The 25,128-nt window shown below is 66.5% G+C and carries 20 protein-coding genes and 2 pseudogenes; 9 read left to right on the forward strand and 13 right to left on the reverse strand.

From position 1 onward, the window contains the following. Position 1: 1 nt before the first annotated feature. Positions 2 to 1,567, forward strand: a complete 1,566-nt coding sequence (locus E9536_RS14755; protein WP_060083154.1) for a GMC family oxidoreductase N-terminal domain-containing protein — start codon at positions 2 to 4, stop codon at positions 1,565 to 1,567. Positions 1,568 to 1,676: 109 nt separating this feature from the next. Here the strand turns inward: E9536_RS14755 and E9536_RS14760 are convergent, their stop codons facing one another. Continuing rightward, positions 1,677 to 2,657 carry a helix-turn-helix domain-containing protein gene (locus tag E9536_RS14760; RefSeq protein ID WP_021157569.1) on the reverse strand — a complete coding sequence of 327 codons (981 nt, stop codon included), beginning with the start codon at positions 2,655 to 2,657 and terminating at the stop codon, positions 1,677 to 1,679. Positions 2,658 to 2,841: 184 nt separating this feature from the next. Here E9536_RS14760 and E9536_RS14765 point away from each other — a divergent pair, with 184 nt between their 5' ends. The 5 genes from E9536_RS14765 to E9536_RS14785 all read left to right on the forward strand — a co-directional run bounded on the left by E9536_RS14765 (position 2,842) and on the right by E9536_RS14785 (position 7,797). Beyond that, positions 2,842 to 3,375 carry a 2,4'-dihydroxyacetophenone dioxygenase family protein gene (locus tag E9536_RS14765; protein ID WP_021157568.1) on the forward strand — a complete coding sequence of 178 codons (534 nt, stop codon included), beginning with the start codon at positions 2,842 to 2,844 and terminating at the stop codon, positions 3,373 to 3,375. Positions 3,376 to 3,393: 18 nt separating this feature from the next. Continuing rightward, positions 3,394 to 4,698, forward strand: coding sequence for an MFS transporter (locus E9536_RS14770; protein WP_027790114.1), 1,305 nt, complete (start codon positions 3,394 to 3,396; stop codon positions 4,696 to 4,698). A 1-nt stretch (position 4,699) separates the two neighbouring features. After that, positions 4,700 to 5,821 carry a 2,3-butanediol dehydrogenase gene (locus tag E9536_RS14775; RefSeq protein ID WP_124535764.1) on the forward strand — a complete coding sequence of 374 codons (1,122 nt, stop codon included), beginning with the start codon at positions 4,700 to 4,702 and terminating at the stop codon, positions 5,819 to 5,821. Beyond that, the gene (locus E9536_RS14780; RefSeq protein ID WP_060193137.1) at positions 5,799 to 6,521 is read left to right on the forward strand and encodes an SDR family NAD(P)-dependent oxidoreductase; all 723 of its coding nucleotides are present in this window, start codon (positions 5,799 to 5,801) and stop codon (positions 6,519 to 6,521) included. The genes E9536_RS14775 and E9536_RS14780 overlap by 23 nt, the downstream gene beginning before the upstream one ends. A gap of 184 nt (positions 6,522 to 6,705) precedes the next feature. Next, positions 6,706 to 7,797, forward strand: a complete 1,092-nt coding sequence (locus E9536_RS14785; RefSeq protein ID WP_136470081.1) for a porin — start codon at positions 6,706 to 6,708, stop codon at positions 7,795 to 7,797. 300 nt (positions 7,798 to 8,097) lie between these two features. Here E9536_RS14785 and ansP read toward each other — a convergent pair whose 3' ends face one another. From ansP to E9536_RS14805, 4 genes and pseudogenes are all read right to left on the reverse strand, one after another. Beyond that, on the reverse strand, positions 8,098 to 9,588 hold the full coding sequence (ansP, locus tag E9536_RS14790; protein WP_027790119.1) for an L-asparagine permease: 1,491 nt from the start codon (positions 9,586 to 9,588) through the stop codon (positions 8,098 to 8,100). Between the two features lie 346 nt (positions 9,589 to 9,934). After that, positions 9,935 to 10,239: pseudogene (locus E9536_RS14795) on the reverse strand (YcaO-like family protein); the annotation flags it as partial. Positions 10,240 to 10,243: 4 nt separating this feature from the next. Next, positions 10,244 to 13,084 (reverse strand): annotated as a pseudogene (locus tag E9536_RS14800) (TOMM system kinase/cyclase fusion protein); the annotation flags it as partial. Beyond that, on the reverse strand, positions 13,081 to 14,082 hold the full coding sequence (locus tag E9536_RS14805) for an FHA domain-containing protein (RefSeq protein ID WP_027790120.1): 1,002 nt from the start codon (positions 14,080 to 14,082) through the stop codon (positions 13,081 to 13,083). The gene E9536_RS14805 and the pseudogene E9536_RS14800, both read right to left, overlap by 4 nt. Before the next feature lie 1,079 nt (positions 14,083 to 15,161). Here E9536_RS14805 and E9536_RS14810 point away from each other — a divergent pair. Both E9536_RS14810 and E9536_RS14815 read left to right on the forward strand, forming a co-directional pair. After that, positions 15,162 to 16,673: an AlkA N-terminal domain-containing protein gene (locus tag E9536_RS14810; RefSeq protein WP_136470082.1), complete on the forward strand. Its 1,512-nt coding sequence runs from the start codon at positions 15,162 to 15,164 to the stop codon at positions 16,671 to 16,673. Between the two features lie 68 nt (positions 16,674 to 16,741). Beyond that, complete coding sequence (locus E9536_RS14815) at positions 16,742 to 17,392, forward strand: alpha-ketoglutarate-dependent dioxygenase AlkB (protein ID WP_168799530.1); 651 nt, start codon at positions 16,742 to 16,744, stop codon at positions 17,390 to 17,392. Positions 17,393 to 17,773: 381 nt separating this feature from the next. Here the strand turns inward: E9536_RS14815 and E9536_RS14820 are convergent, their stop codons facing one another. After that, positions 17,774 to 18,172, reverse strand: coding sequence for a nuclear transport factor 2 family protein (locus E9536_RS14820; RefSeq protein ID WP_027790134.1), 399 nt, complete (start codon positions 18,170 to 18,172; stop codon positions 17,774 to 17,776). Between the two features lie 82 nt (positions 18,173 to 18,254). Between E9536_RS14820 and E9536_RS14825 the strand changes: the two genes are divergently transcribed. Further along, positions 18,255 to 19,196, forward strand: a complete 942-nt coding sequence (locus E9536_RS14825) for a LysR substrate-binding domain-containing protein (protein WP_060083140.1) — start codon at positions 18,255 to 18,257, stop codon at positions 19,194 to 19,196. 132 nt (positions 19,197 to 19,328) lie between these two features. Here E9536_RS14825 and E9536_RS14830 read toward each other — a convergent pair whose 3' ends face one another. From E9536_RS14830 to E9536_RS14860, 7 genes are all read right to left on the reverse strand, one after another. Beyond that, positions 19,329 to 19,766, reverse strand: a complete 438-nt coding sequence (locus E9536_RS14830; RefSeq protein ID WP_027790136.1) for an Lrp/AsnC family transcriptional regulator — start codon at positions 19,764 to 19,766, stop codon at positions 19,329 to 19,331. Beyond that, positions 19,763 to 20,692, reverse strand: coding sequence for a homocysteine S-methyltransferase family protein (locus tag E9536_RS14835; protein WP_124546350.1), 930 nt, complete (start codon positions 20,690 to 20,692; stop codon positions 19,763 to 19,765). Before E9536_RS14835 ends, E9536_RS14830 begins: the two co-directional genes overlap by 4 nt. Positions 20,693 to 20,796: 104 nt before the next feature. Further along, on the reverse strand, positions 20,797 to 21,966 hold the full coding sequence (locus E9536_RS14840) for an aminotransferase class I/II-fold pyridoxal phosphate-dependent enzyme (RefSeq protein ID WP_059699166.1): 1,170 nt from the start codon (positions 21,964 to 21,966) through the stop codon (positions 20,797 to 20,799). A gap of 44 nt (positions 21,967 to 22,010) precedes the next feature. Continuing rightward, complete coding sequence (locus tag E9536_RS14845; protein ID WP_081066296.1) at positions 22,011 to 22,706, reverse strand: ABC transporter permease subunit; 696 nt, start codon at positions 22,704 to 22,706, stop codon at positions 22,011 to 22,013. A gap of 13 nt (positions 22,707 to 22,719) precedes the next feature. Next, positions 22,720 to 23,397 (reverse strand): ABC transporter permease subunit, encoded by a 678-nt coding sequence (locus E9536_RS14850; RefSeq protein ID WP_059699164.1) that lies wholly within the window; start codon positions 23,395 to 23,397, stop codon positions 22,720 to 22,722. Positions 23,398 to 23,468: 71 nt separating this feature from the next. Beyond that, positions 23,469 to 24,248: a transporter substrate-binding domain-containing protein gene (locus E9536_RS14855; protein ID WP_059699163.1), complete on the reverse strand. Its 780-nt coding sequence runs from the start codon at positions 24,246 to 24,248 to the stop codon at positions 23,469 to 23,471. Positions 24,249 to 24,279: 31 nt separating this feature from the next. Further along, the gene (locus E9536_RS14860; protein WP_136470084.1) at positions 24,280 to 25,077 is read right to left on the reverse strand and encodes an ATP-binding cassette domain-containing protein; all 798 of its coding nucleotides are present in this window, start codon (positions 25,075 to 25,077) and stop codon (positions 24,280 to 24,282) included. Positions 25,078 to 25,128 lie beyond the last annotated feature (51 nt).

Below are 25,128 nucleotides of genomic sequence, written 5' to 3' on the forward strand. Positions count from 1 at the left end.
GATGGAGACGTACGACCATATCGTCGTCGGCGGCGGCTCGGCCGGCTGCACGGTCGCGCACCGGCTGGTGAAGGCCGGCAGGCGCGTGCTGCTGCTCGAGGACGGCCCGAAGGACGACAGCCTGTTCATCCGGATACCGGCGACGTTCATCCGCGTACTCGGCACGCGCCGCACGGTCACGTTCGAGAGCGAGCCGCAAGCCGGTGCGGCGGGACGCAGGACCTACGTGCCGCAGGGCCGCACGCTCGGGGGCGGCAGTTCGGTCAACGCGATGCTGTACGTGCGCGGCACGCGCGACGACTACGACGACTGGGCCGCGCTCGGCTGCACGGGCTGGGGCTGGGACGACGTGCTGCCCGTGTTCAGGCGCGCCGAATCGCACCTGCGCCTCTCCGAGCCGTTTCACGGCACCGACGGGCCGCTGAAGGTCGGCGACACGCGCTTCAGGCATCCGCTGAGCCTCGCGTTCGTGAAAGCCGCGCAGGAAACCGGCATCGCCTACAACGACGATTTCAACGGCGCCGCGCAACAGGGCGTCGGGTTCTACCACACGACGATCTTCGACGGCCGGCGCGGCAGTACCGCGGCCACCTATCTCGCCGACGCGCTGCGGCATCCGAACCTGCGCGTGCTGACCGGCTGCCGCGTGACGCGCATCCTGTTCGACGGCCGGCGTGCGACCGGCGTCGAATGGCGGACGGCAAGCGGCGCGACGGGTTCGGCCGCCGCGCGCGCCGACGTCGTGCTCGCGGCCGGCGCGCTGAGCACGCCGAAGCTGCTGATGCTGTCGGGCATCGGGCCCGGCGCGCACCTGCACACGCACGGCATCGACGTGCTGCACGACAGCCGCGACGTCGGCGCGAATTACCAGGATCATCTCGAAGTCTCGATCTACGGCCGCAGCCACGCACCCGTGAGCCTGCTGGGCGAGGATCGCGGGCTGAAGGCATTGCGGCACGGGCTGCAGTGGATGCTGTGCCGCACGGGCCTGCTGACGTCGAACGTCGTCGAATCCGGCGCGTTCGTCGACACGACCGGCAGCGGCCGCCCGGACATCCAGTTCCACGTGCTGCCGACGCTCGTCGGCGACGTCGATCGCGAGCCGCTGCCCGGCCACGGCCTGTCGATCAACCCGTGCCTGCTCAGACCGCGCTCGCGCGGCTCGGTGCAACTGCGCGGCAACGATCCGGCCGCGCCGATCCTGTTCGACAGCGGCGCGCTGTCCGACCCGGCCGATGTCGACGGTCTCGTGCGCGGCGTCGCGCTCGCGCGGCGGATCATCCGCGCGCCGTCGCTCGCGCGCATCGTGCGCGAAGCCGAGACGCTGACCGATACGGCACTCGCCGACTACGTGCGGCGCCGCGCGAAAACCGTCTATCACCCGGCCGGCACCTGCCGCATGGGCAACGACGAACACGCGGTCGTGACGCCGCGCCTTTCGGTGCAGGGCGTCGACGGCCTGCGGATCTGCGATGCGTCGGTGATGCCGCGAATCGTGTCCGGCAACACGAACGCGCCGACGATCATGATCGCGGAGCGCTGCGCCGAATTCATGCTGGCGGAATGACACGACGCGGCGCGGCGCATCTGCGCCGTCGTTCGCTGCACGAAAAAACGGCGCGTGGGACACGCGCCGCCGCTCCATCCGTATCGGCTGCCGGTATCGGCTGCCGGTATCAGCGGCCGGCCGCGTGCGCCGCGTCGCGCAACGCCATCGGCGACGCGCCGTAGCGCTCGCGAATCGCCCGGCTGAAGTGCGCCTGGCTCGAGAAACCCCAGCGAAACGCGATCTCGCCGATGCTCGTCTTGCGCAGCCGCGCATCGGTCAGCTCGCGATGCGCGTGCGCCAGCCGCTCCGACCAGATGTGCTGCGTGATCGACTCGCCTTCGGCCGCAAAGAGCCGGCTCAGGTGGCGCAGCGACAGCCCGACCGCGTCGGCAACCGCCTGCGGCCCGAGCTCCGGGTCGCCCAGGTGCGTCGCGACGTACTGCTTCGCGGTCAGCAGGTACGACAGCGACGCGCGCGACGCGCCCGCGCCGTTCACTTCCGCATCGACGAGTTCCGCGATCAGCGTGCGCGTGTGCTCGGCGAATCGCGCGGCATCGCGCTCGACCGGGTCCTTCATGAACCGCTCGACGCTCGCGCGCAACGTTGCGCCGAGCATCGCGCCCGCGCCCGGCTTCGGCGCGATCCGCAGCGGCAGCGCCGCCAGTTCCGCATCGAGCCGGTCGTCGAGCGTCGTGACCGGGATATCGATCAGCAACTGCCGCATCGGTGTCAGGAATCCGAACAGATAAGGCACACGCGTGTCGTAGACGACGACATCGCCGGCTTCCGCGAGCAGGCACCGGTCGTGCTGGATGAAATACGCACGCCCGCTCAGGATCTGGCACGCGAACAACGACTCCTTCGGCAACTGGCGCACCAGCGCGGGGCTGCGTTCGATCACGTGATCCTGGCCGCTGATGTCGGCGATGCCGAGGCCCGGCAGCGCGATGTCGGTCTTCTCGACCTCGAGCCCGGCCGGCGACAGCGACGAGCAGCGCAGGCCGACCAGCGTCTCTGCATTGAACGCGTCCCAGTACGCCATCCGGTCGCGCACCGGCACGTCGGCCGTCGAGCCTCGCGTGCGTGAAAAAACGGTCGAATTCGTCACGTCGCCTCCTGCTGGCGCCCGTCGTGCGGAGCGCCATGCATTGCGAAATTGGGGGATGGATCGTTTAAACGTCGTGCGGTGCGATGTCCGGCCCGATCAAGCAATTCGTCCAGCCCAGTCAAGAGCGGCGCGCACCTGCTGGCTAAAGTCGAGGCCACGACATCCAAACACAAGGAGACGAACCGTGGTCGACCAAGCCGTAGCCGAATTCTGGCAAAACATCCCGCCGATTGCCAATCCGTTCAAGCCCGATGCGCTTCCGGAAGCCTACATCGCGAACGCGGCCACCGACGACGAGCGCTATTACGTTCCGTTCACCGAAACGGTTTCGTCGCGGCCGCTGTGGATCTCGCCGTCGCAGAACAAATGGTGCGACATCCTGATGGCGAAGGAAGCCGGGCTCGTGAACCGGCACTATCACCCGCACGAGGTGTTCGCTTACACGCTGTCGGGCAAGTGGGGTTACCTGGAGCACGAATGGACCGCGACGCGCGGCGATTTCGTCTACGAGACGCCGGGCGAAGGCCACACGCTCGTCGCATTCGATCACCCCGAGCCGATGCGCGCGTTCTTCATCGTCAAGGGGCCGCTGATCTGGCTCGACGACGAAGGCCAGCCCGACGGCTACTTCGACGTGCACTCGTACATCGCGATGTGCAAGGCGCACTACGAGAAGGTCGGCCTCGGCGCGCAAGCGATCGAGAAGCTGTTCCGCTGACGCGCGGCGAGGCTCACCATGACATCCCCTTCCTCCTCCAGGCCCGCCTGGACGTACGAGAACAGGCTGCTGCTGATCCTGTTCATGACGTTCGGCTTCGTGTTCTTCGACCGCCTCGCGCTGTCGTTCCTGTTCCCGTTCATGTCCGCCGAGCTGCACCTGACGAATGCGCAGCTCGGCATGGTGTCGTCCGCGCTCGCGCTCACGTGGGCGCTGTCGGGCGCCGCGACCGGCGCGTGGTCCGACGCGCGCGGCACCCGCAAGCCGCTGCTGATCGCCGCCGTGATCGGCTTTTCCGTGTGCTCGGCGCTGTCGGGGCTCGTCGGCGGTTTCGCGAGCCTGATCGCGTTCCGCGCGCTGATGGGCATCGCCGAAGGCCCGGTGCTGCCGCTCTCGCAGTCGCTGATGGTCGAGAGTTCGACGCCGAGCCGCCGCGGGCTGAACATGGGCCTGCTGCAAGGCTCCGCCGCCGGCCTGCTCGGCGCGATGATCGGCCCGCCGGTCGTGATCGGCATCGCGACCGCGCACGGCTGGCGCCACGCGTTCTTCGTATCGTGCATTCCCGGCTTCCTGATCGCGTTCTGCATCTGGCGCTGGGTGCGCGAGGTGCCGCCCGGCGGCGCACGGCATGCACAGGCCGACACCGTCGGCGCACCGGCCGCGGGCGGCGCGGCGATCAGCCGCTGGGCGCTGCTGAAGGAACGCAACATCCTGCTTTGCGTGCTGATCAGCTGCTTCTTCCTCACGTGGTTCATCGTGATCATCTCGTTCGCGCCGGTGTTCCTCGTCGACAGCCGCCACCTGTCCCCTGCCGACATGGGCGTCGTGATGACCTGCCTCGGCGCCGCGTGGGTGTTCTGGGGTTTCGCGGTGCCCGCGATCTCCGACCGGATCGGCCGCAAGCCGACGATGATCGTGTTCGCGCTGGTCGCCGCCGCGTGCCCCGTCGCGATGATTCACGCGAATTCGCTGTGGGCGCTCTGCGCGCTCGTGCTCGCGACCTACACGGGCCTCGGCTGTTTCACGCTGTTCATGGCGACGATCCCGGCGGAAACGGTGCCGCCGCGCGCGATCGCCAGCGCGCTCGGGCTGATCATGGGCGCCGGCGAGCTGATCGGCGGCTTCGTCGCGCCGACCGTCGCCGGCTTCGCCGCGGACAAGTACGGCCTGCAGTTCGCGATGTGGACGTCGGCTACCGGCGCGATCCTCGCGTGCGTGCTGTCGTTCGGCCTCGTCGAAACCGCGCCCGCCGTGCTGCGCAAGCGCGCGCTCGCCGGCACGGCCGCGAACCGTCTCGATACACAGAACCTCGGAGGACGCTGACATGCGTGCACTTCAATGGCATGGCCCGCGCGACGTCCGTCTCGTGGAAATCGATACGCCGCGCCCCGGGCCGGGCGAGGTGCGCATCGCGGTCGCGTATTGCGGCATCTGCGGCAGCGACCTGCACGAATACGCGGACGGCCCACATGCGATTCCGGTCGACACGCCGCATCCGCTGTCGCGCCGTACCGCGCCGCTGACGCTCGGCCACGAATTCTGCGGCACCGTCGTCGAAGTCGGCGAAGGCGTGACGACGCTGAATCCGGGCGATTGTGTCGCCGTCGAGCCCGAATATCGCTGCCACCAGTGCGCGTACTGCCGCTCGGGGTCGTACAACCTGTGCGTGTCGATGGGCTTCGCCGGGCTGATGGGCGACGGCGGGATGGCCGACTTCGCGGTCGTGCCCGCCTACATGCTGCACCGGCTGCCCGACGGCGTGAGTCTCGAGCAGGCCGCCGTGATGGAACCCGCGGCCGTCGCGCTGCACGCGCTGCGCCGCGCCGAGCTCCGGCTCGGCGACACGTGCGCGGTATTCGGGCTCGGGCCGATCGGCCTGCTGCTGATCCAGCTCGCGAAGCTGCAGGGTGCGACGACCCTCGTCGCGGTCGACGTGTCGACCGAGCGCCTCGCGGCCGCCGCCCGCTTCGGCGCGACGCACACGTTCAATGCGCGCACGCTCGACGCGGCCGTGCTGCGCGATGCGATCCACGAGGCATCGGGCGGGCTCGGCGTCGACGCGAGCTTCGAGGCGGCCGGCTTGCCGGCCACGTTCGAGGCGGCGATGCAGGCGCTGCGCAAGGGCGGCCGCGTCGTGATGGTCGGCCTGATGCCGCAGGCGGGCTTCGACGCGTTCCGCGCGGTCAACGACGAGCTGACCTTCACGGCGAGCGTCGGCTACCGGCATGCGTACGAGGACCTGCTGCGCATCGTCGCATCGGGCGCGCTCGATCTCACGTCGATCGTCACGCGCACCGTGTCGCTGGAGGACGCCGTCGCCGACGGCTTCGACGCGCTGCTCGCCGATCGCACGCAGATCAAGATCCTGGTTTCCCCCGCGCAGCGGCATGCGCGCTCCACCCACGCCGTCGAGAGTGTCGAACATGAGTCGCCAGTGGTTATTTGAAGGAAGGACCGTCGCGGTAACCGGCGGCACATCGGGCATCGGCGCAAGCACGGCGTGGCGTTTCGCGGAAGCCGGCGCATCCGTCGTTGCGCTCGGGCTCGACGCTACCGGCCCGCACGCGCCGGTGCATCCGCGCGTCCGGTGCATGGAACTGGACGTGACCGACAGCGACGCACTGACGCGCACGATCGCCGCATTGCCGCGGCTCGACGTGCTCGTCAACGGCGTCGGCATCAGCCGGCACGCGGACGAATACCGGATGGACCAGTTCGAACTCGTGCTGAACGTGAACCTGACGTCGGTGATGCGCGCCTCCGACGCCGCGTTGCCGGCGCTGTCCGTACAAGGCGGCAGCATCGTCAACGTCGCATCGATGTACACGTACTTCGGCAGCAAGGACCGCCCCGCGTACAGCGCGAGCAAGGGCGGCATCGCACAGCTCACGCGCTCGCTCGCGCAGGCGTGGGCCGATCGCGGCATCCGCGTGAACGCGGTCGCGCCCGGCTGGATCGACACGCCGCTCAGCAGCGGCCTGATGGCCGACGCGCAGGCGTCACGACGCATCCTCGAACGCACGCCGCTCGGGCGCTGGGGCACGGCCAACGAAGTCGCGGACGTGATCCTGTTCCTGTGCTCGCCCGCCGCGTCGTTCGTGACAGGTGCGGTCGTGCCGGTCGACGGCGGGTATTCGACGGTCTAGCGCGCGCTCGACAGGCATCGGCCGGCATCGGCGGGCACGCGGTTCCAGCCGATACCGGCCGCACACCGGTTCGCTCCGGTTGCCACCGAACCGGCAATCGCCCGGCTCGGGTTTTTTCATATCAATCAGTAGTCCAATTAAAAATATCCGGCCTGACCGGAAACATGTGAGGAGCACATTGGAGATGACGAAAAAGACCCTTCTGGCGCTCGCGGCATGCGCCCTTCCCGCCGTGTCGTTCGCGCAGAGCAGCGTGACGATGTTCGGGCTGATGGATGCCGGCATCAGCTACGTCAGCAACGAAGGCGGCCACGGCAACGCGAAGTTCGACGACAACATCTTCTTTCCGAACCTGCTCGGTTTCGAAGGCAAGGAGGATCTCGGCGCGGGCACGCGCGCGATCTTCCGGCTCGTGAACCAGTATTCGCTCGGCAACGGCTCGATCATCGGCGGCGGGCTGTTCGCGCGGCAGGCCTACGTCGGGCTGGAGAACGACCGTTACGGCAAGCTCACGCTCGGCAACCAGTACGAGTTCATGGTCGATGCGCTCGCCGCCGGCGGCAACGAGATCGCGCAGGATCTCGTCGGCCTGTACGGCTTTCGCAACGGGCCGTTCGACAAGCTCGCCTTGCCGAACAACCCCACCGGCGCGTTCGACTGGGATCGCGTCGCGGGCAGCAATCGCGTCGCGAATTCCGTCAAGTACACGAGCCCGTCGCTGTCGGGCCTGACCTTCGGCGCGCTGTACGGTTTCGGGAACGTCGCGGGGTCGGTCGGTGCGAACAACACGGTCAGCGTCGGCGCGAGCTACGACAACGGCCCGTTCGGCGCGGGCGCGGCCTATACGAACCAGAAATACGGCGCGTCGGCGGGGCTCCCGCCGACCAGCGTGCGCAACTGGGGCGCAGGGGTGCACTACACACTCGGCACGGTCACGGGGAAGGCGCTCGTGACGACCGTACGGAACTCGGCGAACGGCGCGGGCGCGTGGGCGGCAGAAGCCGGCGCGTCGTGGCATCCGTCGCCTGCGTGGGTGGTCGGCGCGAGCTACACCTACATGAAAGGCAACGACACGCTCGACAATGCGCACGCGCACCAGTTCCTGGCGGCCGTCCAGTACTGGCTGTCGAAGCGCACGATGGTGTACGTGGCGGGCGTGCATCAGCGCGCGAACCACGGCAGCAACGCGCAGATCAACGGCGTGATGGACGCGAACGGTGCGTCGAGCGGCGCACTGCAGTCGATCGCGCGGGTCGGATTCAGTACGCGGTTCTGACACGCGCGGCGGCCGGCCGCGCAACCCGCGTGGCCGGCCCGAAGCTTTCGTTGCGGCACACGCTCGGCTGCAACGACTTCGGTACGACGACGGTCGGCTTCACGTAGAAACCGTCGCGCGCATCACGGCCGCGCCCCCGGCCTGTCGCCCGACCGGCCGGCAAGCGCATCGAACGTATCGAGGCGCACGCGCCGCAACCGACCATGCGCCGCAGAACCGGATCCGGGCATACCGGCTGCAAGCAAATGTGAGCGGGCGCGCCGCAACCGGGCCGGCGGCCGCGCCTCGTCGCGCATCCCGTCAGTCGCCGTCCTTCTCGAGCACGTTCTGCGTGAGCGCGACCGACGGAATCGTCGGCTTGAGCGACGCGCGGTGCGCGCGGCCGCTCAGCCACTTCCAGCCGGCCACGAGCAGCAGCGCGACGAGCGGGATCGACGCGATCGTCCACGTGCCGTTCGGATAGTCGAATGCCATCAGGACCAGCACGCCGAGCAGGAACAGCAGCGTCAGCCATGACGTCACGGGCGCGCCGGGCATCCTGAACGACACGTCGTCCACCTCGCCGCGCGCGACCGCCGCGCGGAACTTCATCTGGCACACGACGATGAATGCCCACGTGCTGATGATGCCGAGCGACGCGATGTTCAGCACGATCTCGAACACGCTCGACGGCACCAGGTAGTTGAGCAGCACGCCGACCACGTAGATCGCGACCGTCACGAGAATGCCCGCGTACGGCACGGATTGCCCGCTCATCCTGCCGAGGAACGCCGGGGCCGAGCCGCCCATTGCGAGCGAACGCAGCACGCGCCCGGTCGAATACAGTCCCGAGTTGAGACTCGACAGTGCCGCGGTCAAGACCACCAGGTTCATCACCGAGCCGATGCCGGGCACGCCGAGCGCGCCGAAAAACGTGACGAACGGGCTCTGGCCCGCCTTGTACGCGCTCCACGGCAGCAGGCAGACCAGCAGGACGACCGACGCGACGTAGAAGATCGCGATGCGCCAGATCACGTTGTTGATCGCGCGCGGCAGCACCTTGCGCGCGTCCTTGCATTCGCCGGCGGCGGTGCCGACCAGTTCGACGCCCGCGAACGCGAACACCACGCCCTGCACCAGCACCAGCGCCGGCATCAGCCCGTGCGGGAAGAACCCGCCGTTGTCGGTGATCAGGTGCATGCCCGTGTCATGGCCAGCGACGTGCCCGCCGGTGCCGAGGATCACGCTGCCGATCACGAGAAACAGCACGATCGCGGCGACCTTGATCAACGCAAACCAGAATTCCATCTCGGCGAACCACTTCACGCCGATCAGGTTCATCGTCGCGACGATGCACAGTGCGGCGAGCGCGAAGATCCACTGCGGCACGCCCGAAAACGGTGCCCAGTAATGCATGTAGAGCGCGACCGCGGTGATGTCGACGATGCCGGTCATCGCCCAGTTCAGGAAATACATCCATCCGGCGACGAACGACGCTTTCTCGCCCAGGAATTCGCGCGCATACGACACGAAGCTGCCGCTGCTCGGGCGATGCATCACGAGCTCGCCGAGCGCGCGCAGGATCAGGAAGGAAAACACGCCGCATACCAGATAAACGATCGCGAGCGACGGCCCGGCAGCCTGCAGGCGCGCGCCCGCGCCGAGGAACAGGCCGGTACCGATGGCGCCGCCGATCGCGATCATCTGCACCTGTCGATTGCCGAGGGTCTTGTGATAGCCGGCCTCGTGGGATTCGAGCCAGTTCCGTTTGCTGGTGTCGCCGGTCGGCGCGGGTTCGGGAATCGATGCCATGACTGCATCCTCGTGTGCTTGCGTGATCTCGTTCGGACCGTACCGCGATCCGGGCCCGTCGGCGCCTGCGGCCGTGCGACGCGCCATCACGCCGCGCATCGAGGCCGCTGCGCGCCGGACATGGCGCGCGGCACCGTCAACCGCGAACGTATGCAGCCGTAATTCCGTTCACAAACGCTATGCAAATTTCGACTGTCCCGGCATCGAATCGCGCATGCGACATGGATGGAAAGCATTTTGAAATACGTCAGGATTTCGAAAGACGAAAGCGGGAGCACGAGATGAAACTACACCTCGACCGACGTCGCGCCCGGAACCCGGCTCCGCTGGCGGACGACCGGTCAAGTCACGGAAACAGCAGTGCCGGATTCAACTCGGCTTCGCTGCGTGGCCGGGCGCACCACCCAAGATCCACCGGCACCGGGTAAAGCCGTCGTGCACCAAAACGCGGCCAGAGATGACACAGCGCCCCTCCGCCTCGACATCGAACAACTGATTGATTTCGGTCAGCGCGCGCTGCACCGCGATTCGGCCATCCGGACGGGAGCCGAAGCCGATCGAAAAGCGCCCGTCCTGCGGATTTTCCGCCGGCGCGGCCACCGTCGGCACCTCGAGATCGGTGGTGATGTCGAGCGCCCGCAAACGCCACCCGCACACCCGCGCGCGCGAAGTGCTCCGCGACGCCGGACGCATGCGCACCGGCGCCGCGCCCGGCTTACGCCACCCGCGCGCGGCCGACGCGTGCCTGGTTGCCGCGCCGCAGGTCGGGCGGCATCGACGCATACGCCGCATCGCGAATCAACGCATGGCGGAACGAATAGACCACACGATCGCGCCGATGTTGCGCGTACAGGATCCGTTCCTCGAGCAGCAACTGCAGGTGCGCGTCGAGCGTCGCGCGATCATGCGGCGAAGCCGCGACGAGCAGTTGCGCATCCACCTCGAGCCCGATCGTCGCGGCGAGCTGCGCGGTGTCGCGCGCGTCGTCGATCCGGTCGAACGCTCGACCGAGCATCCCGCCGAGACTGAGCGGAAGCGGACGGGGATCCGTCGTCAGCAGCCCGGCGAGCGTGCCGTCCGCGCCGCCCATCGTCAGCTCGCGCGCGACGGCCTCGATGAACAGCGGAATGCCCGCCGTGCGCCGGGCGAGCGGGTCGAGCCAGAGCGGATCGAGCTCGCCCGGGCCCAGGCATGCCGACATCAGGCGCTGCGCGTCGTCGCGCGGCAGGCGGCGCAACACCAGGCGTTCGGTCGCGCCGCGCCAGCGCGCGAGCTGGTCGGGGCGCGACGTGAGCACGATGCCGAGCGCCGCCGCGCGCGGCGAACGCCGCAGGTACGCAAGAAAATCCTCGGTCGAGCGGTCGATCCACTGGACATCCTCGACGACGAACAACACCGGCGCGCCATTGCCGAGCGACACGATCAGTTGCTCGAGGACGTCGAACAATGCGTGTCGTTCGCGCGCACTCGACCATGGGACCCTCGTCCCTTCGCAGGGCACCCCCAGCCAGGTCGCGAGTGCGACACGGGCCGCCGCGTGATCGCATTCGAGCGGCGCGATCATGGTGTCGATCGCCGCGAGCGCGAGATCCGCCGGGTCGTCGGCGTCGATATGCCAATGCGCGGCGATGAATCGCAGGATCGGAAACAGTGCGTGATTCTCCCGCTCGGGCAGGCACCCGCAATACGCGCAGGCAGAACCCTCGCCCCGGACGGCCTCGCACAACTCGTGTACGAGGCGCGATTTACCGAGCCCCGCGTCGCCGACGACCAGCCGCGGCACACCGTGCGGCGCAGGCTCGCCGCGCATCACGCGACGATGTCGTGCGAGCGTCTCCTGCCACGCGCGCAGGAGCACGTCGAGTTCGCGCGCGCGGCCGACCATCGGTGCCCGCATGCCGGCGTCGAGCGAATCGAACGGCGTATCGGCGCGCCGCTCGCCGAGCAATTCGTGAACCGGCTGCGGCACGAGGCCCGCCTGCGCGAGCCGCAACGGAGTCGGCCGACAGTCCGCATGCCGTTCGAGCGCCAGCCGCGCATCGTCACTGATCAGAATCTGTCCGGGCCGGGCAAGCCGCAGCAGCCGCGCAGCCGCGGCAGGCGTCGATACGCCCGACATATGCGACGCATGGGCGAGAACCTGCCCGACGTGAATCGCGGCGGCCACTTCGACGCGCCAGCTTGCACCACCGGCTTCGCCGCCGGCCGCCGCAGGCACCGGCAGCCGTGCGCGCCCGGCCACCCGTACCATGTCGAGTGCCGCGCGCGCCGCGCGGCGCGCCGGCCAATCGATGTCGCCTTGCAGGCCGAAATGGAACAGCAGCGTGTCGCCGAGCCGTGCGTCGACCTGCGCGCCGTATCCGACGGCGATATCCGCGCACTTCGTCTGCCATTGCTCCTCGTAGCCGTCGAGCAGGGCGTCGTGATCGACCCCGGCGTGGCGTCGCCGGCCTTCTCCGGTGATCGTCACACAACAGCACAACGTGGTGATCTGACGGTACCCGCCCGCCGTTGCGATCGGCTCGCCGTACGGCGCGAACGGGCGCGGATGCGTCGGCCCGCTTGCGCGGCCGGCATCGAAACGGCCGACGAGCGCCGCGAAGTTGAGCGTGCGGAACGCTTCCGCGAGTTCGTCGGCCGACGCGGCGCGCTGCTCCGGATTCTTGCTCAGCGCGCGCCGCAATACCGCGCCGAGCGGATGCGATGCGATCGGCGGAGGGAACGCGACATTCGCCGGGCTGAGCTGCTGATAGAGAATGTCGGCCACGCTCGCGCCGCGCATGACGACCTCGCCCGTCAGGCATTCGATCACGACCAGGCCCCACGCATACAGGTCGCTTCCTGGCGTCGGCGGCTCGTTGCGCAATTGCTCGGGCGCGCAATAGGACGCCGAGCCAAGCACCTCGGTCGCCAGCGTCAGGGTCTGGCGCCCGATGTCCTCCGCGCCGGGCAGCAACGCACCGATGCCGAAATCGAGGAGCTTCGCGTGCGGCCCGTCGTCGGCCATCGCGATCACGATGTTTTGCGGCTTCAGGTCCCGATGCACGATGCCCCGGCGATGCGCGGCCGCGAGCGCGTCGAGCACCTCCGCCATCAGCCGGCCCGTGTCGACGGCCGACAGCGGCCCCTGTGCCGCGAGCCGGTCGCGCAAGGTCCGGCCCTGCACCAGCTCGAATACGGCGAACAGCCGGCCGTCGGGCGCTTCCCCCTTGTCCAGCAAGGCCACGATGTTCGGGTGCCGCAGCGCCTCGCACAGGCTCGTCTCGCGCTGGAAGCGCGCACGCTGGCGCGCGCGCTCCGTCGCGGTCCGCACGGCGTGATCCCGCATCAGCTTGATCGCGACGGCTTGTCCCGTTTCGCAGCAGGTCGCGCGAAACACCACACCATTGCCGCCTTCGCCGAGCAACGAACCGAGCCGGTAACGCCGCTTGCCGGCCAGTTCCGCAAATGGCGCGAGGGGCACGGCCGGCGCCGAGACCGGTTCTCTCGAGTTCATGAGCAATGGACTACCGGGGCCGGCGCCGGACGATGCACGCCGATACGCGGCTGAGCGGGCGGCACCGACTGGCATTCGAGATGCGCGCCGCGCATGACGCGGAACGGGAAATCGCCGAACCTGACGCTGCCGCGCCGGCGCTCGACGAGCTGGCTCGCGCCCAGCCCCGGCAGGGCCGCGAACTGGCTCCGGGCGCGGTGAATCTGCACGTTGACATGGGACGTATCGATGCCGAGCATGCGCGCCAGCCGGTCGAGTTCGATCCAGCCTTGCGTGGCGGCGTCGTAGCCGGCCTGCATGTCGGCCGAGCGCGCGCGGGCAAGCGTGACGAGACTGTAGTGATGCGCGCGCTCGCCGAGGTCGACCACGCCGCCGCGAACATGCAGCAGCATGCGCACATGCTCTTCGTCCCGGCTGACAAGGAATTCGAGCAGTTGTGCCGGCACGGCCGGATCGGCGGGGGCGGCGAGCCTCATCGTCGAACCATTGCGCGCGAGTGCCAGGCGCCACGTGGCGTCGCCGGTCGATACTTCGTCGCCGTCATGGAGCGCGCGCGGCGGCAACGTGTCGTCGCACAGCCATTCGCCGGCCGGCGACCGGACGATCGTGACCGGCTGCGCGGCGCGTGCGGCCAGGATCTGGCGCGGCGCGAGCACGATCGGATGCGCAGCGCCTCGTATCGGCCACAGCGTATCGGCCGGATCGTCGAGCGCATCGACGCGCCACGGCGCGATGCCGGCCCTGCCGAACCGGATCATGTCACCCGGCTGCAGTACCGCGTGATCGCCGTGGCGTAACGGCACGCCGGACAGCGACGTGCCGTTGCTGCTGTGATCGTGGAGTTCCCACAGCCCGCCCACCCAGCGGATATGGGCGTGAACACGGGACACCGACGCATCCCGGATGACCGTATCGCAACGCGCGGCATCCCGGCCGAACACGTGATACGCGCGGAGCAGGCACGCTTCCCCGGAAGAATCGTTCATGAGTATCGCCATGGCTGCCCCGTATCGAATCCGCCCGGGTCGCTCGAGTGACGCATCGACGCCCAGGCAAACGATTGCTTCAATGAACGCGAACGATGTCGCCCGTCCGCCGCCTCGTTATCCGTTTCTTCGTCAGCTGCCTTTCGGATCGTTGCTCATCCGGCACGTGTTGTTTCGACTGATTGAATGGCCGGCTGCATTGTTGTCTTGAAATCGAGCAACCTGATGAAAATCCTGCCAAATAAAATCATGCATCGCAATCGGAATACTCAACTCTCTCCTTGATATTGCAATGCTTTACATTTTCGACCGATTTTTAGATCGCATATAAGGGGTCGTAAATTCGAATCGCCTCTATAGCACCGACTGGCTTGCCTGAAACGGACGCAGCCACATTGAATGACGAGGCGAACTTAAATACCTTTGCCGGCACGGATGTTTTGTTTGATTAAAATGAAATAAATTAAATAGTTTCGGCTATTTAAATAATTACCCTCGATTTTTTAGCGAATTGCATTAAAAGAGTTACTGCGGGATTAAGGTGTCGCATCCGATGTTTCGGGGGGTGTCGGCGGGCAAGCGGGTACCGGCACGCCGCCGCGTCACGATCGATTGCCGGCAACGGCTGGACGCAGGCAAGGGTCGACGATCCGATCGCCGTGATCGCCCCGCCAGGAGGTCGCTGGAACGCATCGGCAACAACCACCGCCGCAAGCGGCAGGCTCGCAAAGAAATGGGGCCGCTATGGCCCATGCCACTCACGGCTTGATCATCTGGCCTGCGCGTAGCGACACCTTGCCGGGGAGAGGTCGCGCGGCAACTCCGATTCTTGCGAGGGAACGAGAATGCGCCGTCGTGAGGGCCGGTCCGTTTTATGAGCGCACGGCACTGCCTCACGCACGATCCAGGTTCCCGATCACCCTGAAGTCAAGCGCATACCGCGTTCCGTGAGGTTGGCGGGGCCGAACCGCGCAATCATTTTCTGCCGTCCCGGATGCTCGAGATGCCCGGTGTTTGGCGGCGCAAAGCCGACAGACCACATGTCCGAAAATGGCGCACGTCGTGGGCGCGCGGGATATACGATGTCACCCATGCCTACCCCCATCGACACCCCCGACAGCGACGCCTGCTACCTGGCGCTGAAGGCGCACGACGCGCGCTTCGACGGCTCCTTTTTCGCGGCCGTCACCAGCACCGGCATCTACTGTCGTCCGGTGTGTCGCGTGAAGACACCGCGTCGCGAGAACCTCCGCTTCTACCGTCACGCGGCAGAGGCAGAAGCGGCCGGTTTCAGGCCCTGCTTGCGTTGCCGCCCCGAATTGGCTCCGCGCGCGGCATCCTGGAGCACGGAGGACGCTTCGCGCATCCTGGCCCTGCAGGCCGCAAGGTTGATGGACGAACCCGACGCATGGCGGCACATGACCTCCGCGCGCCCGACCTTCGGGCAGTCGAGCGGCGGCTTGATGCCGCGCATTGCGCAACGGCTGGGTGTGACCGACCGCCATCTGCGCCGCATTTTCGACGCACACTTTGGCGTGTCGCCGCTTCAATACCTTCAAACACGCCGGCTGTTGGCGGCCAAGCAACTGATTGCCGACACCCGATTGCCGATGAGCCAGGTCGCGGCGTCCAGCGGCTTTTCCAGCGTCCGACGCTTCAACGATGCCTTCTCGCGCCACTACGGCCTGAATCCCAGCGCCTTGCGCCGGGCCAGATCCGCGTCCGATGGACAAGGCGTGACCGTGCGACTCGGCTGGCGGCCTCCCTATGACGTACAGGCAATGGTGGGCTTTTTGCGCCTGCGCGCGTTGCCCGGCGTCGAGCAGGTCGCGGGCCTGGAATACACGCGAACGCTGCGGCTTGTGCAAGGGACGCAGGCGCGTAGCGGCTGGTTGCGCGCTCGCTTCGACGAAGATCGCGCGCAGGCCGTGCTGACGATCAGCGATTCATTGGCCGCCGCCCTGCCGGCGCTGATCAACCGTGTGCGCGCCGCGTTCGATCTGGACGCCGACCCGATCGCCATCCACGCGGCTCTGCACGCCGCATTCCCGTCGGGCGAAGGCTTGCGCGTGCCGGGCACACTGGACGGCTTCGAGCTGGCGGTGCGCGCCGTGCTGGGCCAGCAGGTCACCGTGGCCGCTGCACGCACACTGGGCGCGCGACTGGTTGCGGCCTTCGGCGATCCGATCGAAACGCCTGTCGCGGGTCTGGATCGTCTCTTTCCCACGCCTGCTGCCCTGGCGGCCGCCACCGGCGATGAGCTCGGCCGCCTGGGCATCACGCGGCAACGCCAGACCGCGCTGCATGCGCTGGCGCACGCCGTGCAGGACGGGCGCATCGCTTTGCACCCCGGCGTAGACGTCGCTGCGACTTGCGCCGAATTGTGCGCGCTGCCCGGCATCGGCGACTGGACGGCGCAGTACATCGCCATGCGCGCGCTGCGTTGGCCCGACGCCTTTCCCGCCGGCGACGTCGCATTGCAAAAAGCCCTGGGTGTAGGTAGCGCCCGTGCCGCGGCACAAGCCGCAGAGAAATGGCGGCCCTGGCGCGGCTATTCGGTGCTGCGTGCGTGGCATGCGATGAATCACGGTGCTTCGGCCTGACTACGACTCATATCGACACCTTTCCCGGCCGCGTGACTCGTCACCCCCGGAAGCGATCAACTTGCACGATGAATTCAATCACACGGATCCCGAGCACGGTACCTGCACAGAGCGATTTGTTCGGAAGCAGCGACGCCGAATTCTCGATAGACGAGTCCTTTCGATCGGCAAGGCGTTTCGATCTCGACGCTCATTCCTGGATCGACATCGTGCCCGGATGGATTTCGGGGGCTTCGCAGCTCTATGAGCAGTTGCGCAACAGCGTTCCGTGGCTGGAGCACGATCGGCGCATGTTCAACCAGGTGTTTCGCGAGCCGCGCATGACGGCGGTCTACAAGCATGTCGCCGATGTGCCCGACGCGCGCCTGCTGCAGGCCGTCCGCGCGCTGTCGCGTCACTACGGCGTGGAATACGACGGCCTGTGGATGAACCTCTATCGCAACGGGCAAGACAGTACAGGCTGGCATCGCGACCACGGCTCGTGCCGGAAGCTCAACTGCATCGTGCCCGTCCTGACGCTCGGCACGATACGCCGGTTCCTGATCAAGCCGATCAAGGGCGGCCGCTCCGTGACCTTCAAACCGTCTTCCGGAGACTTGGTGGTGATGGGAGGGCGCGCGCAGCAAGACTGGGTGCACTGCGTGCCCAAGGAACCGGAAATCGAGGGCACGCGGATCAGCGTCAACTTCATGAGCTCGGCGCAGGGCGTGAGGGATTAGCACGCGAAGCCGCCGAGGTCTGGCGACGCTGTGAACAGCTCGTATCGAAGGGACATGCAGAGAACGTACCGCTACATCACATCGCTCAAGACAGGCACCATTGGTTAAGGCAAAGCACACCCGTTGCGAGTCTCCCAAATTGTGGCGACCCTCATGCTGTAGTCGGCCTATGTCCGGCGACAAAAGACGGGGCAACGGGTATTGAATAACCAACGCTGGGATCAGCGGTATCGGCCGCTTGTAGTGATTCGCCATCGCTTTGATTCCAGTATTCGCAGACCGTATGTGGCGGCCTGAGAGACCGCGTACACGGAAGTTTGACGTCATGCGGAGCAGCCCTCCGCAAACACCACCCCTCGGTATTGAGCGACATCGATTCCGCTACGCGTACTTGTCGCCGACCGTACTCCGAATCGGATGGGTGTCGTAGACGATGATCATCCGTTCGATGAGCCCCGCGATGTCGAACTCGAACACGTCGACGCACTCGAAGCGCACCGCCGATCCGTCTTTCAGGCCCCAGTCGTAGATGAAGTAACCTGTCGCACGTCGAGCCCCACTCGCGCTGACGCAGATATCGATCGGTGTAATCTTGCTTTCTCCCGACGCGGCAGCGACCTTCGAAAAAAAGGCCTCAGGATGCATCCAGCCGAGAAATGGCGAGAAAATCTGCGCGTCCGGCGTAAATAGCGCGCAGATGGCACCGACATCGCCTCGCTCCAGTTCCCGAAGGTACGCGCGAACCTGTTCCGTATATAGTGATCCCGACGTTGAGTCCAAAATTATCCTCCGATCATTCGTTGACAACCCCGTTCATTCGCAAGAACAGGGCATCCGGTAGACGCACGATAGCGACGCACCGATGACCGAACAATCGAAAAATGTGCAATCCGGGTATGCAGCGCATGCATATCCGCTGGCTGACCTGACGCGGCCCCTCCCACCGTTGGCAGCGATTCAGTCATTCGTCGCCGCGGCGCAGCTTGGCAGCGTCAGCAAGGCGGCGGCTCATCTATGCCGTACGCAAGGCGCGGTGAGCCGCCAGATACAGCAGTTGGAAACGCATTATCGATGCGCGCTCTTTGTGCGCCACGTATCGGGTCTGACGTTGACAGCAGAAGGAAATGGACTGCTGACGGTCGCGGTCAACGTGCTTACGCAATTGGTTCAGCACGCAGACTTCCATGCGCGGACGACCTCGGTTCTCACCTTGAAGTTGCCGTCCACGTTCGCCATTCGCTGGTTGCTCCCGCGGCTGCCGGACATTCATCGCGCCATGAGCGGGACGGAGCTTCGTATCTCGACATCCGCGGACGATACGCCGGATTTCACTACGTCCGACGTCGATGCCATCATTGTGCGAGGCACGGGACAGTGGACCGGTATGGAAGCGGTACCGCTGTTTTCCGAGACGCTCACGCCGATGTGCGCGCCCGCATTGGCAACATCACTGCGATCCGTTGCCGACCTTGCGCATGTCGATTTGCTCCATCCCGGGCCCAGCCACGCGGAGTGGAGATGCTGGCTCGATCATGTTGGGGCGCTCCAGATCGATGCGGAACGTGGACTTGTATTCGATACCCTCGAATTGACGCTCGCGGCATCGATGGATGGACACGGAATTGCAATCGGCGACCCACGAATGGCACGAGACCGGCTCCGTGCCGGATCGCTGGTGACGCCGTTTGAGGACGTGGTTCAGGACGGCCTTTCCTACTTCCTCGTATATCCGTCCCAACGTGCGGCACAACCGAAAATTCGAGCCCTCGCCGACATCTTGCTGCGGCTTGCGCGAGAAGACTGATCGATAGGCGAGAGTCCGATACCCGGGCAGGGCCGACAGTCGGATGTTGCAGCCGAAGTACAGGCGAATGACAGGATCGGGTCATGATCGGCAAGCTACCCCACCTGCTCCTTTCCCGTCGCGCCAGTTTGGTCAACGCTTGTGGACAACCGAATCGAGCACGAAGCTGGTCGTCATGTTCTGCACACCGTCCATCGCACTGATCGTCGCCCAGATGTCGCTGACGCGCTCGTGTGTGGCGGCCTCTATCTGTACGAGCAAATCGACCTCGCCGCTGAGCACCGCGCAATCACGCACCTCGGCGATCCGCTCGAGTGCGGCAAGCACGTCCGCACCGCGCATCCGGTCCTTGCGGTAAACCAGCATCACGGCGCGCACCGGCACGACCTCATCGGGCAATGCGAGCCGCACCGTATAGCCTGCAATGATGTTCAGTGCTTCGAGCCGGTCGATCCGGTTCCGGACCGCTTGCCTGGACAAACCGATCCTGTCGGCCAGCACCGCGAGCGGAATCCGCGCATCGGCACACAACGCGTCGATTATCTTCTGGTCCAGGCCGTCGATCTTCATTCGCCGAGCCCGGTGTGCCGGGCACCGCGTGCATCGACCGCGTCGCGCAATGCCGCGATGTGGCCGGGGCCGATTCCGCAGCATCCGCCGACGATCCGCGCGCCCAGCGCAAGCCACTGCTCCGCCCATCTTGCATAGCCGGGCGGATCGATGTCGCCGCGCAAACCGTGGAGTTCCTCGTTCGCACGCGCATCGGCGCGCTGAGGCGGAAACGCGTTCGCATAGACGCCGATCACGAGCGACGTTCCCGTTCGCGCAAGCCCGCGCTGCACCGTCTCGATCGCCGCACCCATCGCCTCCGGCTGGCTGCAATTGAACAGCAGCGCGGTCGCGCGCGCGGACACGGCGGCGTCGATCGCTTCGCCGAGCGTCTGCCCCGATCGCAATACCGGCGTGGCGTCTGCTTCGACGTCATCGCGCAGCGTGAACGAGACCCAGAGCGGCTTCGGATTCTCACCCAGCGCTCGCCGGACCGCGCCGATCTCGTCGGTCAGGCTCTGCGTCTCGGCCAGCCACAGGTCGACGTAGGGATCGAGCCCATCGACGAGCGTCGCCAAGATGGCATCGGCGCGCGCCGCGTCGAACAGGTCGGGGCGGTAGGAACCGCCAGTCGGCGGAAGCGATCCTGCGACGCGCACGGGCCGCCCTGCGCGGTCCGCCGCTTGCCGCGCGAGTTGCCCGGCAAGGGCCGCGAGCGCGACTCCGTCGCGACGGAACCGTTCCTCGCCGATATGGAACGGCACGACCGCATAGCTGTTTGCGGTGATCACGTCGGCACCCGCCGCGACGAATGCGTCGTGCGCAAGGCCGACGTAATGCGGCGCTTCCATCAGCGCGAGTGCCGACCACTCCGGCTGCCTGAACGGCGCCCCCATCCGCGCCAGTTCGCGCCCCATGCCGCCGTCGAGTACTGTGATGTCATGCATAGTCCGTGCTCCGTCGTTGCAATCCGCGCATCTCGTGCCCGAATCGATTCAAAGGTCGGCGCGACGCACACGAGACGTCGATCGAGCGTGCGCACCGGTCCGTGTCAGATCTGCTCCAATGCTTGCGCGATATCGCTTTTCAGGTCGTCGATGTGCTCGATGCCGACCGAATAGCGGATGAAATTGAGCGGAATGTCGGCAGCGCGCATTTGCTCCGCCGACATCGTGCCCGCCCACATGGATGCCGTATGGATCGCGAGCGAATCGACGCCGCCGAGATTGCCTGCATTCAGCGGCAAGCGCAGCGCCTCGACAAAGCGCTGCGCTTCGCCGTAGCCTCCCCGCACGCCGAACGCCACCACACCGCCGAAGCCGCGCATCTGCCGGCATGCGAGTCCGTGCTGCGGATGGCTGCGCAGGCCCGGATAAAACACGCGTTCGATCTTCGCGTGCGCTTCGAGGAATTCGGCGAGCGCCTGAGCGTTCGCGTTGATCCGCTCGACGCGCATCGGCAGCGTGCGCAGCCCGCGCAGCAGCAGCCACGCGTCCATCGGGGACAGCACCGAGCCGAGCGTGATGTGCGTATGCCAGATCTGCTCTGCGAGCACGCGGCTCGTACAGATCACGCCGCCGGTCAGGTCGTGATGACCGCCCAGATACTTGGTCGCGCTGTGCACGACGATGTCGACACCGAGCCGGTGCGGCTGCTGATTGACCGGCGACGCGAACGTGTTGTCCGCGAGCGTCAGGATGCCGCGCGCCCTTGCGATTTCAGTCACCGCGGCGATGTCGGTCACGAGCAGCAGCGGATTGACCGGCGACTCGAGCACGATCAGCCGCGTATTCGGCCGGATCGCACGATCGAACGCGACCACGTCGGTCTGGTCGACGAACGTCACCTCGACACCGAACCGGCGCAGCATGTCGTCGAGCATTTTCGTGGTGCTCATGTAATGACGCGTCTGTCCGACGACGTGATCGCCGGCCTTCACGACACTGAGGATCGCGGTCGCGATCGCGCCCATTCCGGATGCGGTGACGAGCGCGGTCTCGGTGCCCTCGAGCTCCGCCATGACCGCCTTCACGCGCTCGTGAACGGGATTGCCGTAGCGGGTGTAGTTGCGCGGATGCTGCGGCACGCTCGACATCTCCGCGAATTCCTCGCTGCCGGCTGCCTTGAACACCGCCGAATAGTGGATCGCCGGCGCGACCGACTTCTCGTCGGTCACGTCGCGGTCCGCAGCCAGCGCCAGCGTTTCAAGCTTGTATCCCATGTCGTCCTCGGATCGTTGGTTGTGTCGCGTTCATTCGGCGCCTGTCAAGCACGCGCGCTGCCCAGATGGCGATTCAGCAGGCCTTCGATGCGTTTGAGCACGGTCGAAAGCACCGCCGTGATGCCGACGTACACGATGCCGGCCAGCATCAGCGCATCGGTCGTATAGGTTTCGATCGCGATGCGGCGTGCGACACCGGTCAGGTCGAGCACGGTGATCGTGCTGGCAAGCGCGGTCGACTTCAGTTGCAGCACGATCTCGTTGCCGAGCGTCGGCGCGACGATGCCGATCGCGCGCGGCACGATCACGAACCAGGTGAGCATGAAGCGGCTCATCCCGAACGCGAGCGCGGCTTCCTTCTCGCCGGCGGGGACGCCGGCGATCCCGCCCCGGATGTCTTCCGCCATGTACGCCGCGAGATTGAGCGTCAGCGCGCACAACGCACACGAGAACGATCCGCCGACCAGCAGCCACAGAGGCGACGCACGCACGATGGAGAACTGCGCGAGCCCGTAATACAGCACGAAAATCTGCACCAGCAGCGGCGTGCCGCGAAACACCGACATGAACAGGCGGCTCGGTGTCGACAGCCACCGGCACGCCGACGTGCGCGCGACCGCCAGCGGCACCGCGAGCGCGAACGCAAGCGTGCATGACAGCACCAGCAGCTCGAGCGTGATCCATATGCCGCGCGCGACGTCCGGGCCGGACTGCACGATGAGGGAAAGAAAGTCGTTCATCACGTGGCCCCCGTCAGGTGCGTTTTGCGTAACCGCGGCCCGCGATGCGCTCGAGCCACGCGAACACGGGGTTGGATACGGCGAGAAAGCCGAAATAGACGATGCCGACCGTCACGTAGAAGACGAATGGCTGCTTGGTGAACTGCGCGGCGATGTTGGCCTTGCGCAGCATGTCCTCGAGCCCGACGATCGACACCAGCGACGTGTCCTTCAGCAAGTTCTGCCACATGTTGTTCAGGCTCGGCAGGCAGATGCGCCACGCCTGCGGCAGGCGCACATGCCACAGTGTCTGCAGGCGTGTCATCCCGTACGCGCGCGCGGCCTCGATCTGTCCGGCCGGCACCGCGATGAACGCGCCGCGGAACATCTCCGACGAGTAGGCGCCGAACACCACGGCGAGCGCGATCACGCCGGCCGAGAACGGGCTGATGACGATGGCGCCATCGAATTGCGCGTTGAGCAGATGCGACAGCCCGAAGTAGCAGATCAACAGGATCAGGAACTCGGGAATGCCGCGCAGGAAATTGGTCAGCGCATAGGTCGCATGTCTGAGCCACCCCAGGCTCGACAGCTTTGCCGATGCGCCGGCGATGCCGAGCAACATGCCGACGCACAGCGCGGCGACCGCGAGCTCCAGCGTGACGAGCGCGCCAGCCGCGATCTGCGCGCCGTAGTTCACCAAGATGTCCATCGTAATATCGCTCCTTGTGAGCCCGATTCGCGCAGGCCGCCATACGGCGACCGCGCGGTCCCGATACGCGGTTATTGCGGCGCGATGCTGAACGGGAAATAGCGCTTGTTGGCTGCGGCGAACGTGCCATCCGCCTGCACCTGCGCGATGCCCTTGTCGAACAGCGCCTTCAGCGGCGCGTCGCCCTTGCGTACCGCGATCGCCGTACCGTCGCCGAAGATCTCCGCATCGGCGATCGGCTTGCCGACGAAGTCGAAGCCTTCCTTCCTGCCGGCCTTCGTCAGCCAGTCGTACGCGACCGTGTTGTCGGCGAACACCGCATCGACGCGCCCGGCCTCGAGATCGAGCCAGGCCTCGTCGAGTGTCTGATAGACCTTCACGTTGATCCCCGACTTGCTCGCCGGCAGGCGGCGGCGCAGATAGGATTCGTGCGTCGAGGCCGTCTGAACGCCGATCGTCTTGCCACGCAGCGTGGCGGCGTTGTCCGTGATGCCCGAGCCCTGCTTCGCGACGAGCTGCACGGGCGCCGTCGTGAAAATGCGCGAGAAGTCCACCGACTGCTCGCGCTCCGGCGTCTTCGACATCTGCGCGAGCACCGCATCGATCTGCTTCGCCTTGAGCGCCGGAATCAGCGCGTCGAAATCCATCGTCACCCACTGGCACTTGACCTTCATCGTGTCGCACATCTTCTTGCCGACGTCGATCTCCATGCCCTGCAGCTTGCCGGATGCATCCTTGTATTCGAACGGCGCGTAATCGGCGAGCGTGCCGATCCGCACGACCTGCTCGGCGTGCGCGACCGAGCCGAGCAATGCCGCGCCCACGCACAGCGACTGAAGCAGCTTCTTCATGGTTTCCTCTCCGGTTGACAATGAATCCGCATCAGATGATGCTGGACAGAAACTTCTGGAAACGCGGCGACTTCTGGCTCGCGAACACCTCATCGGGACTGCCGTCTTCCTCGATTCTTCCCTGATGGACGAACACGACCCGGTTCGCGACTTCACGTGCAAACCCCATCTCGTGCGTGACGACGAGCATCGTGCGCCCCTCGTCGGCCAGCGAGCGCATCACTTTCAACACTTCACCGACGAGCTCGGGATCGAGCGCCGACGTCGGCTCGTCGAACAGCATCACGTCGGGGTCGGTCGCGAGTGCACGTGCAATCGCGACGCGCTGCTGCTGGCCGCCCGACAGCTGGTTCGGATAGTGTTCGCACTTGCCGGCGAGCCCGACCCGTTCGAGCATCGCGATCGCCTTGTCGCGGGCGTCGCGCTTCGGCACGCCGAGCACGCGCACCGGCACAAACATCACGTTCTGCAGCACGGTCATGTGCGCCCAGAGATTGAACTGCTGGAACACCATCGCGAGCTTGCGGCGCACGCGCATCACCTGCTGCGGATCGGCCGCGACGAGCGCGCCGTCGCGTCCCGCCGGCTTCAGCGCGAGCGTTTCGCCGTTCACGCAGATCCGGCCGCGGTCGGGCATTTCCAGCAGGTTGATGCATCTGAGGAACGTACTCTTGCCTGACCCGCTGCTGCCGAGGATCGACACGACCTCGTGATTCCTCGCGGTCAGCGAGATGCCCTTCAGCACCTCGACACCGCCGAACGACTTGTGAATATCCTCGACCACCAGCGCGTCCGCCGCCGGTTTGCATGCAGGAATTGCTGCTGGCATCCTCGACTCCTTCTTCGATACGTTGCTCACCACACCGCTCCGGTTCGCGCC

This window comes from Burkholderia sp. LS-044 (assembly GCF_004803625.1).
Lineage (GTDB): Bacteria > Pseudomonadota > Gammaproteobacteria > Burkholderiales > Burkholderiaceae > Burkholderia > Burkholderia cepacia.

Bases quoted from the DNA above. Each gene is read 5' to 3' on its own strand.
- E9536_RS14755 (WP_060083154.1), top strand. From the start codon at position 2: ATGGAGACGTACGACCATATCGTCGTCGGCGGCGGCTCGGCCGGCTGC.
- E9536_RS14770 (WP_027790114.1), top strand. From the start codon at position 3,394: ATGACATCCCCTTCCTCCTCCAGGCCCGCCTGGACGTACGAGAACAGG.
- E9536_RS14775 (WP_124535764.1), top strand. From the start codon at position 4,700: ATGCGTGCACTTCAATGGCATGGCCCGCGCGACGTCCGTCTCGTGGAA.
- E9536_RS14780 (WP_060193137.1), top strand. From the start codon at position 5,799: ATGAGTCGCCAGTGGTTATTTGAAGGAAGGACCGTCGCGGTAACCGGC.
- E9536_RS14785 (WP_136470081.1), top strand. From the start codon at position 6,706: ATGACGAAAAAGACCCTTCTGGCGCTCGCGGCATGCGCCCTTCCCGCC.
- ansP (WP_027790119.1), bottom strand. From the start codon at position 9,588: ATGGCATCGATTCCCGAACCCGCGCCGACCGGCGACACCAGCAAACGG.
- E9536_RS14805 (WP_027790120.1), bottom strand. From the start codon at position 14,082: ATGGCGATACTCATGAACGATTCTTCCGGGGAAGCGTGCCTGCTCCGC.
- E9536_RS14810 (WP_136470082.1), top strand. From the start codon at position 15,162: ATGCCTACCCCCATCGACACCCCCGACAGCGACGCCTGCTACCTGGCG.
- E9536_RS14815 (WP_168799530.1), top strand. From the start codon at position 16,742: ATGAATTCAATCACACGGATCCCGAGCACGGTACCTGCACAGAGCGAT.
- E9536_RS14825 (WP_060083140.1), top strand. From the start codon at position 18,255: ATGACCGAACAATCGAAAAATGTGCAATCCGGGTATGCAGCGCATGCA.
- E9536_RS14830 (WP_027790136.1), bottom strand. From the start codon at position 19,766: ATGAAGATCGACGGCCTGGACCAGAAGATAATCGACGCGTTGTGTGCC.
- E9536_RS14835 (WP_124546350.1), bottom strand. From the start codon at position 20,692: ATGCATGACATCACAGTACTCGACGGCGGCATGGGGCGCGAACTGGCG.
- E9536_RS14840 (WP_059699166.1), bottom strand. From the start codon at position 21,966: ATGGGATACAAGCTTGAAACGCTGGCGCTGGCTGCGGACCGCGACGTG.
- E9536_RS14845 (WP_081066296.1), bottom strand. From the start codon at position 22,706: ATGAACGACTTTCTTTCCCTCATCGTGCAGTCCGGCCCGGACGTCGCG.
- E9536_RS14850 (WP_059699164.1), bottom strand. From the start codon at position 23,397: ATGGACATCTTGGTGAACTACGGCGCGCAGATCGCGGCTGGCGCGCTC.
- E9536_RS14855 (WP_059699163.1), bottom strand. From the start codon at position 24,248: ATGAAGAAGCTGCTTCAGTCGCTGTGCGTGGGCGCGGCATTGCTCGGC.
- E9536_RS14860 (WP_136470084.1), bottom strand. From the start codon at position 25,077: ATGCCAGCAGCAATTCCTGCATGCAAACCGGCGGCGGACGCGCTGGTG.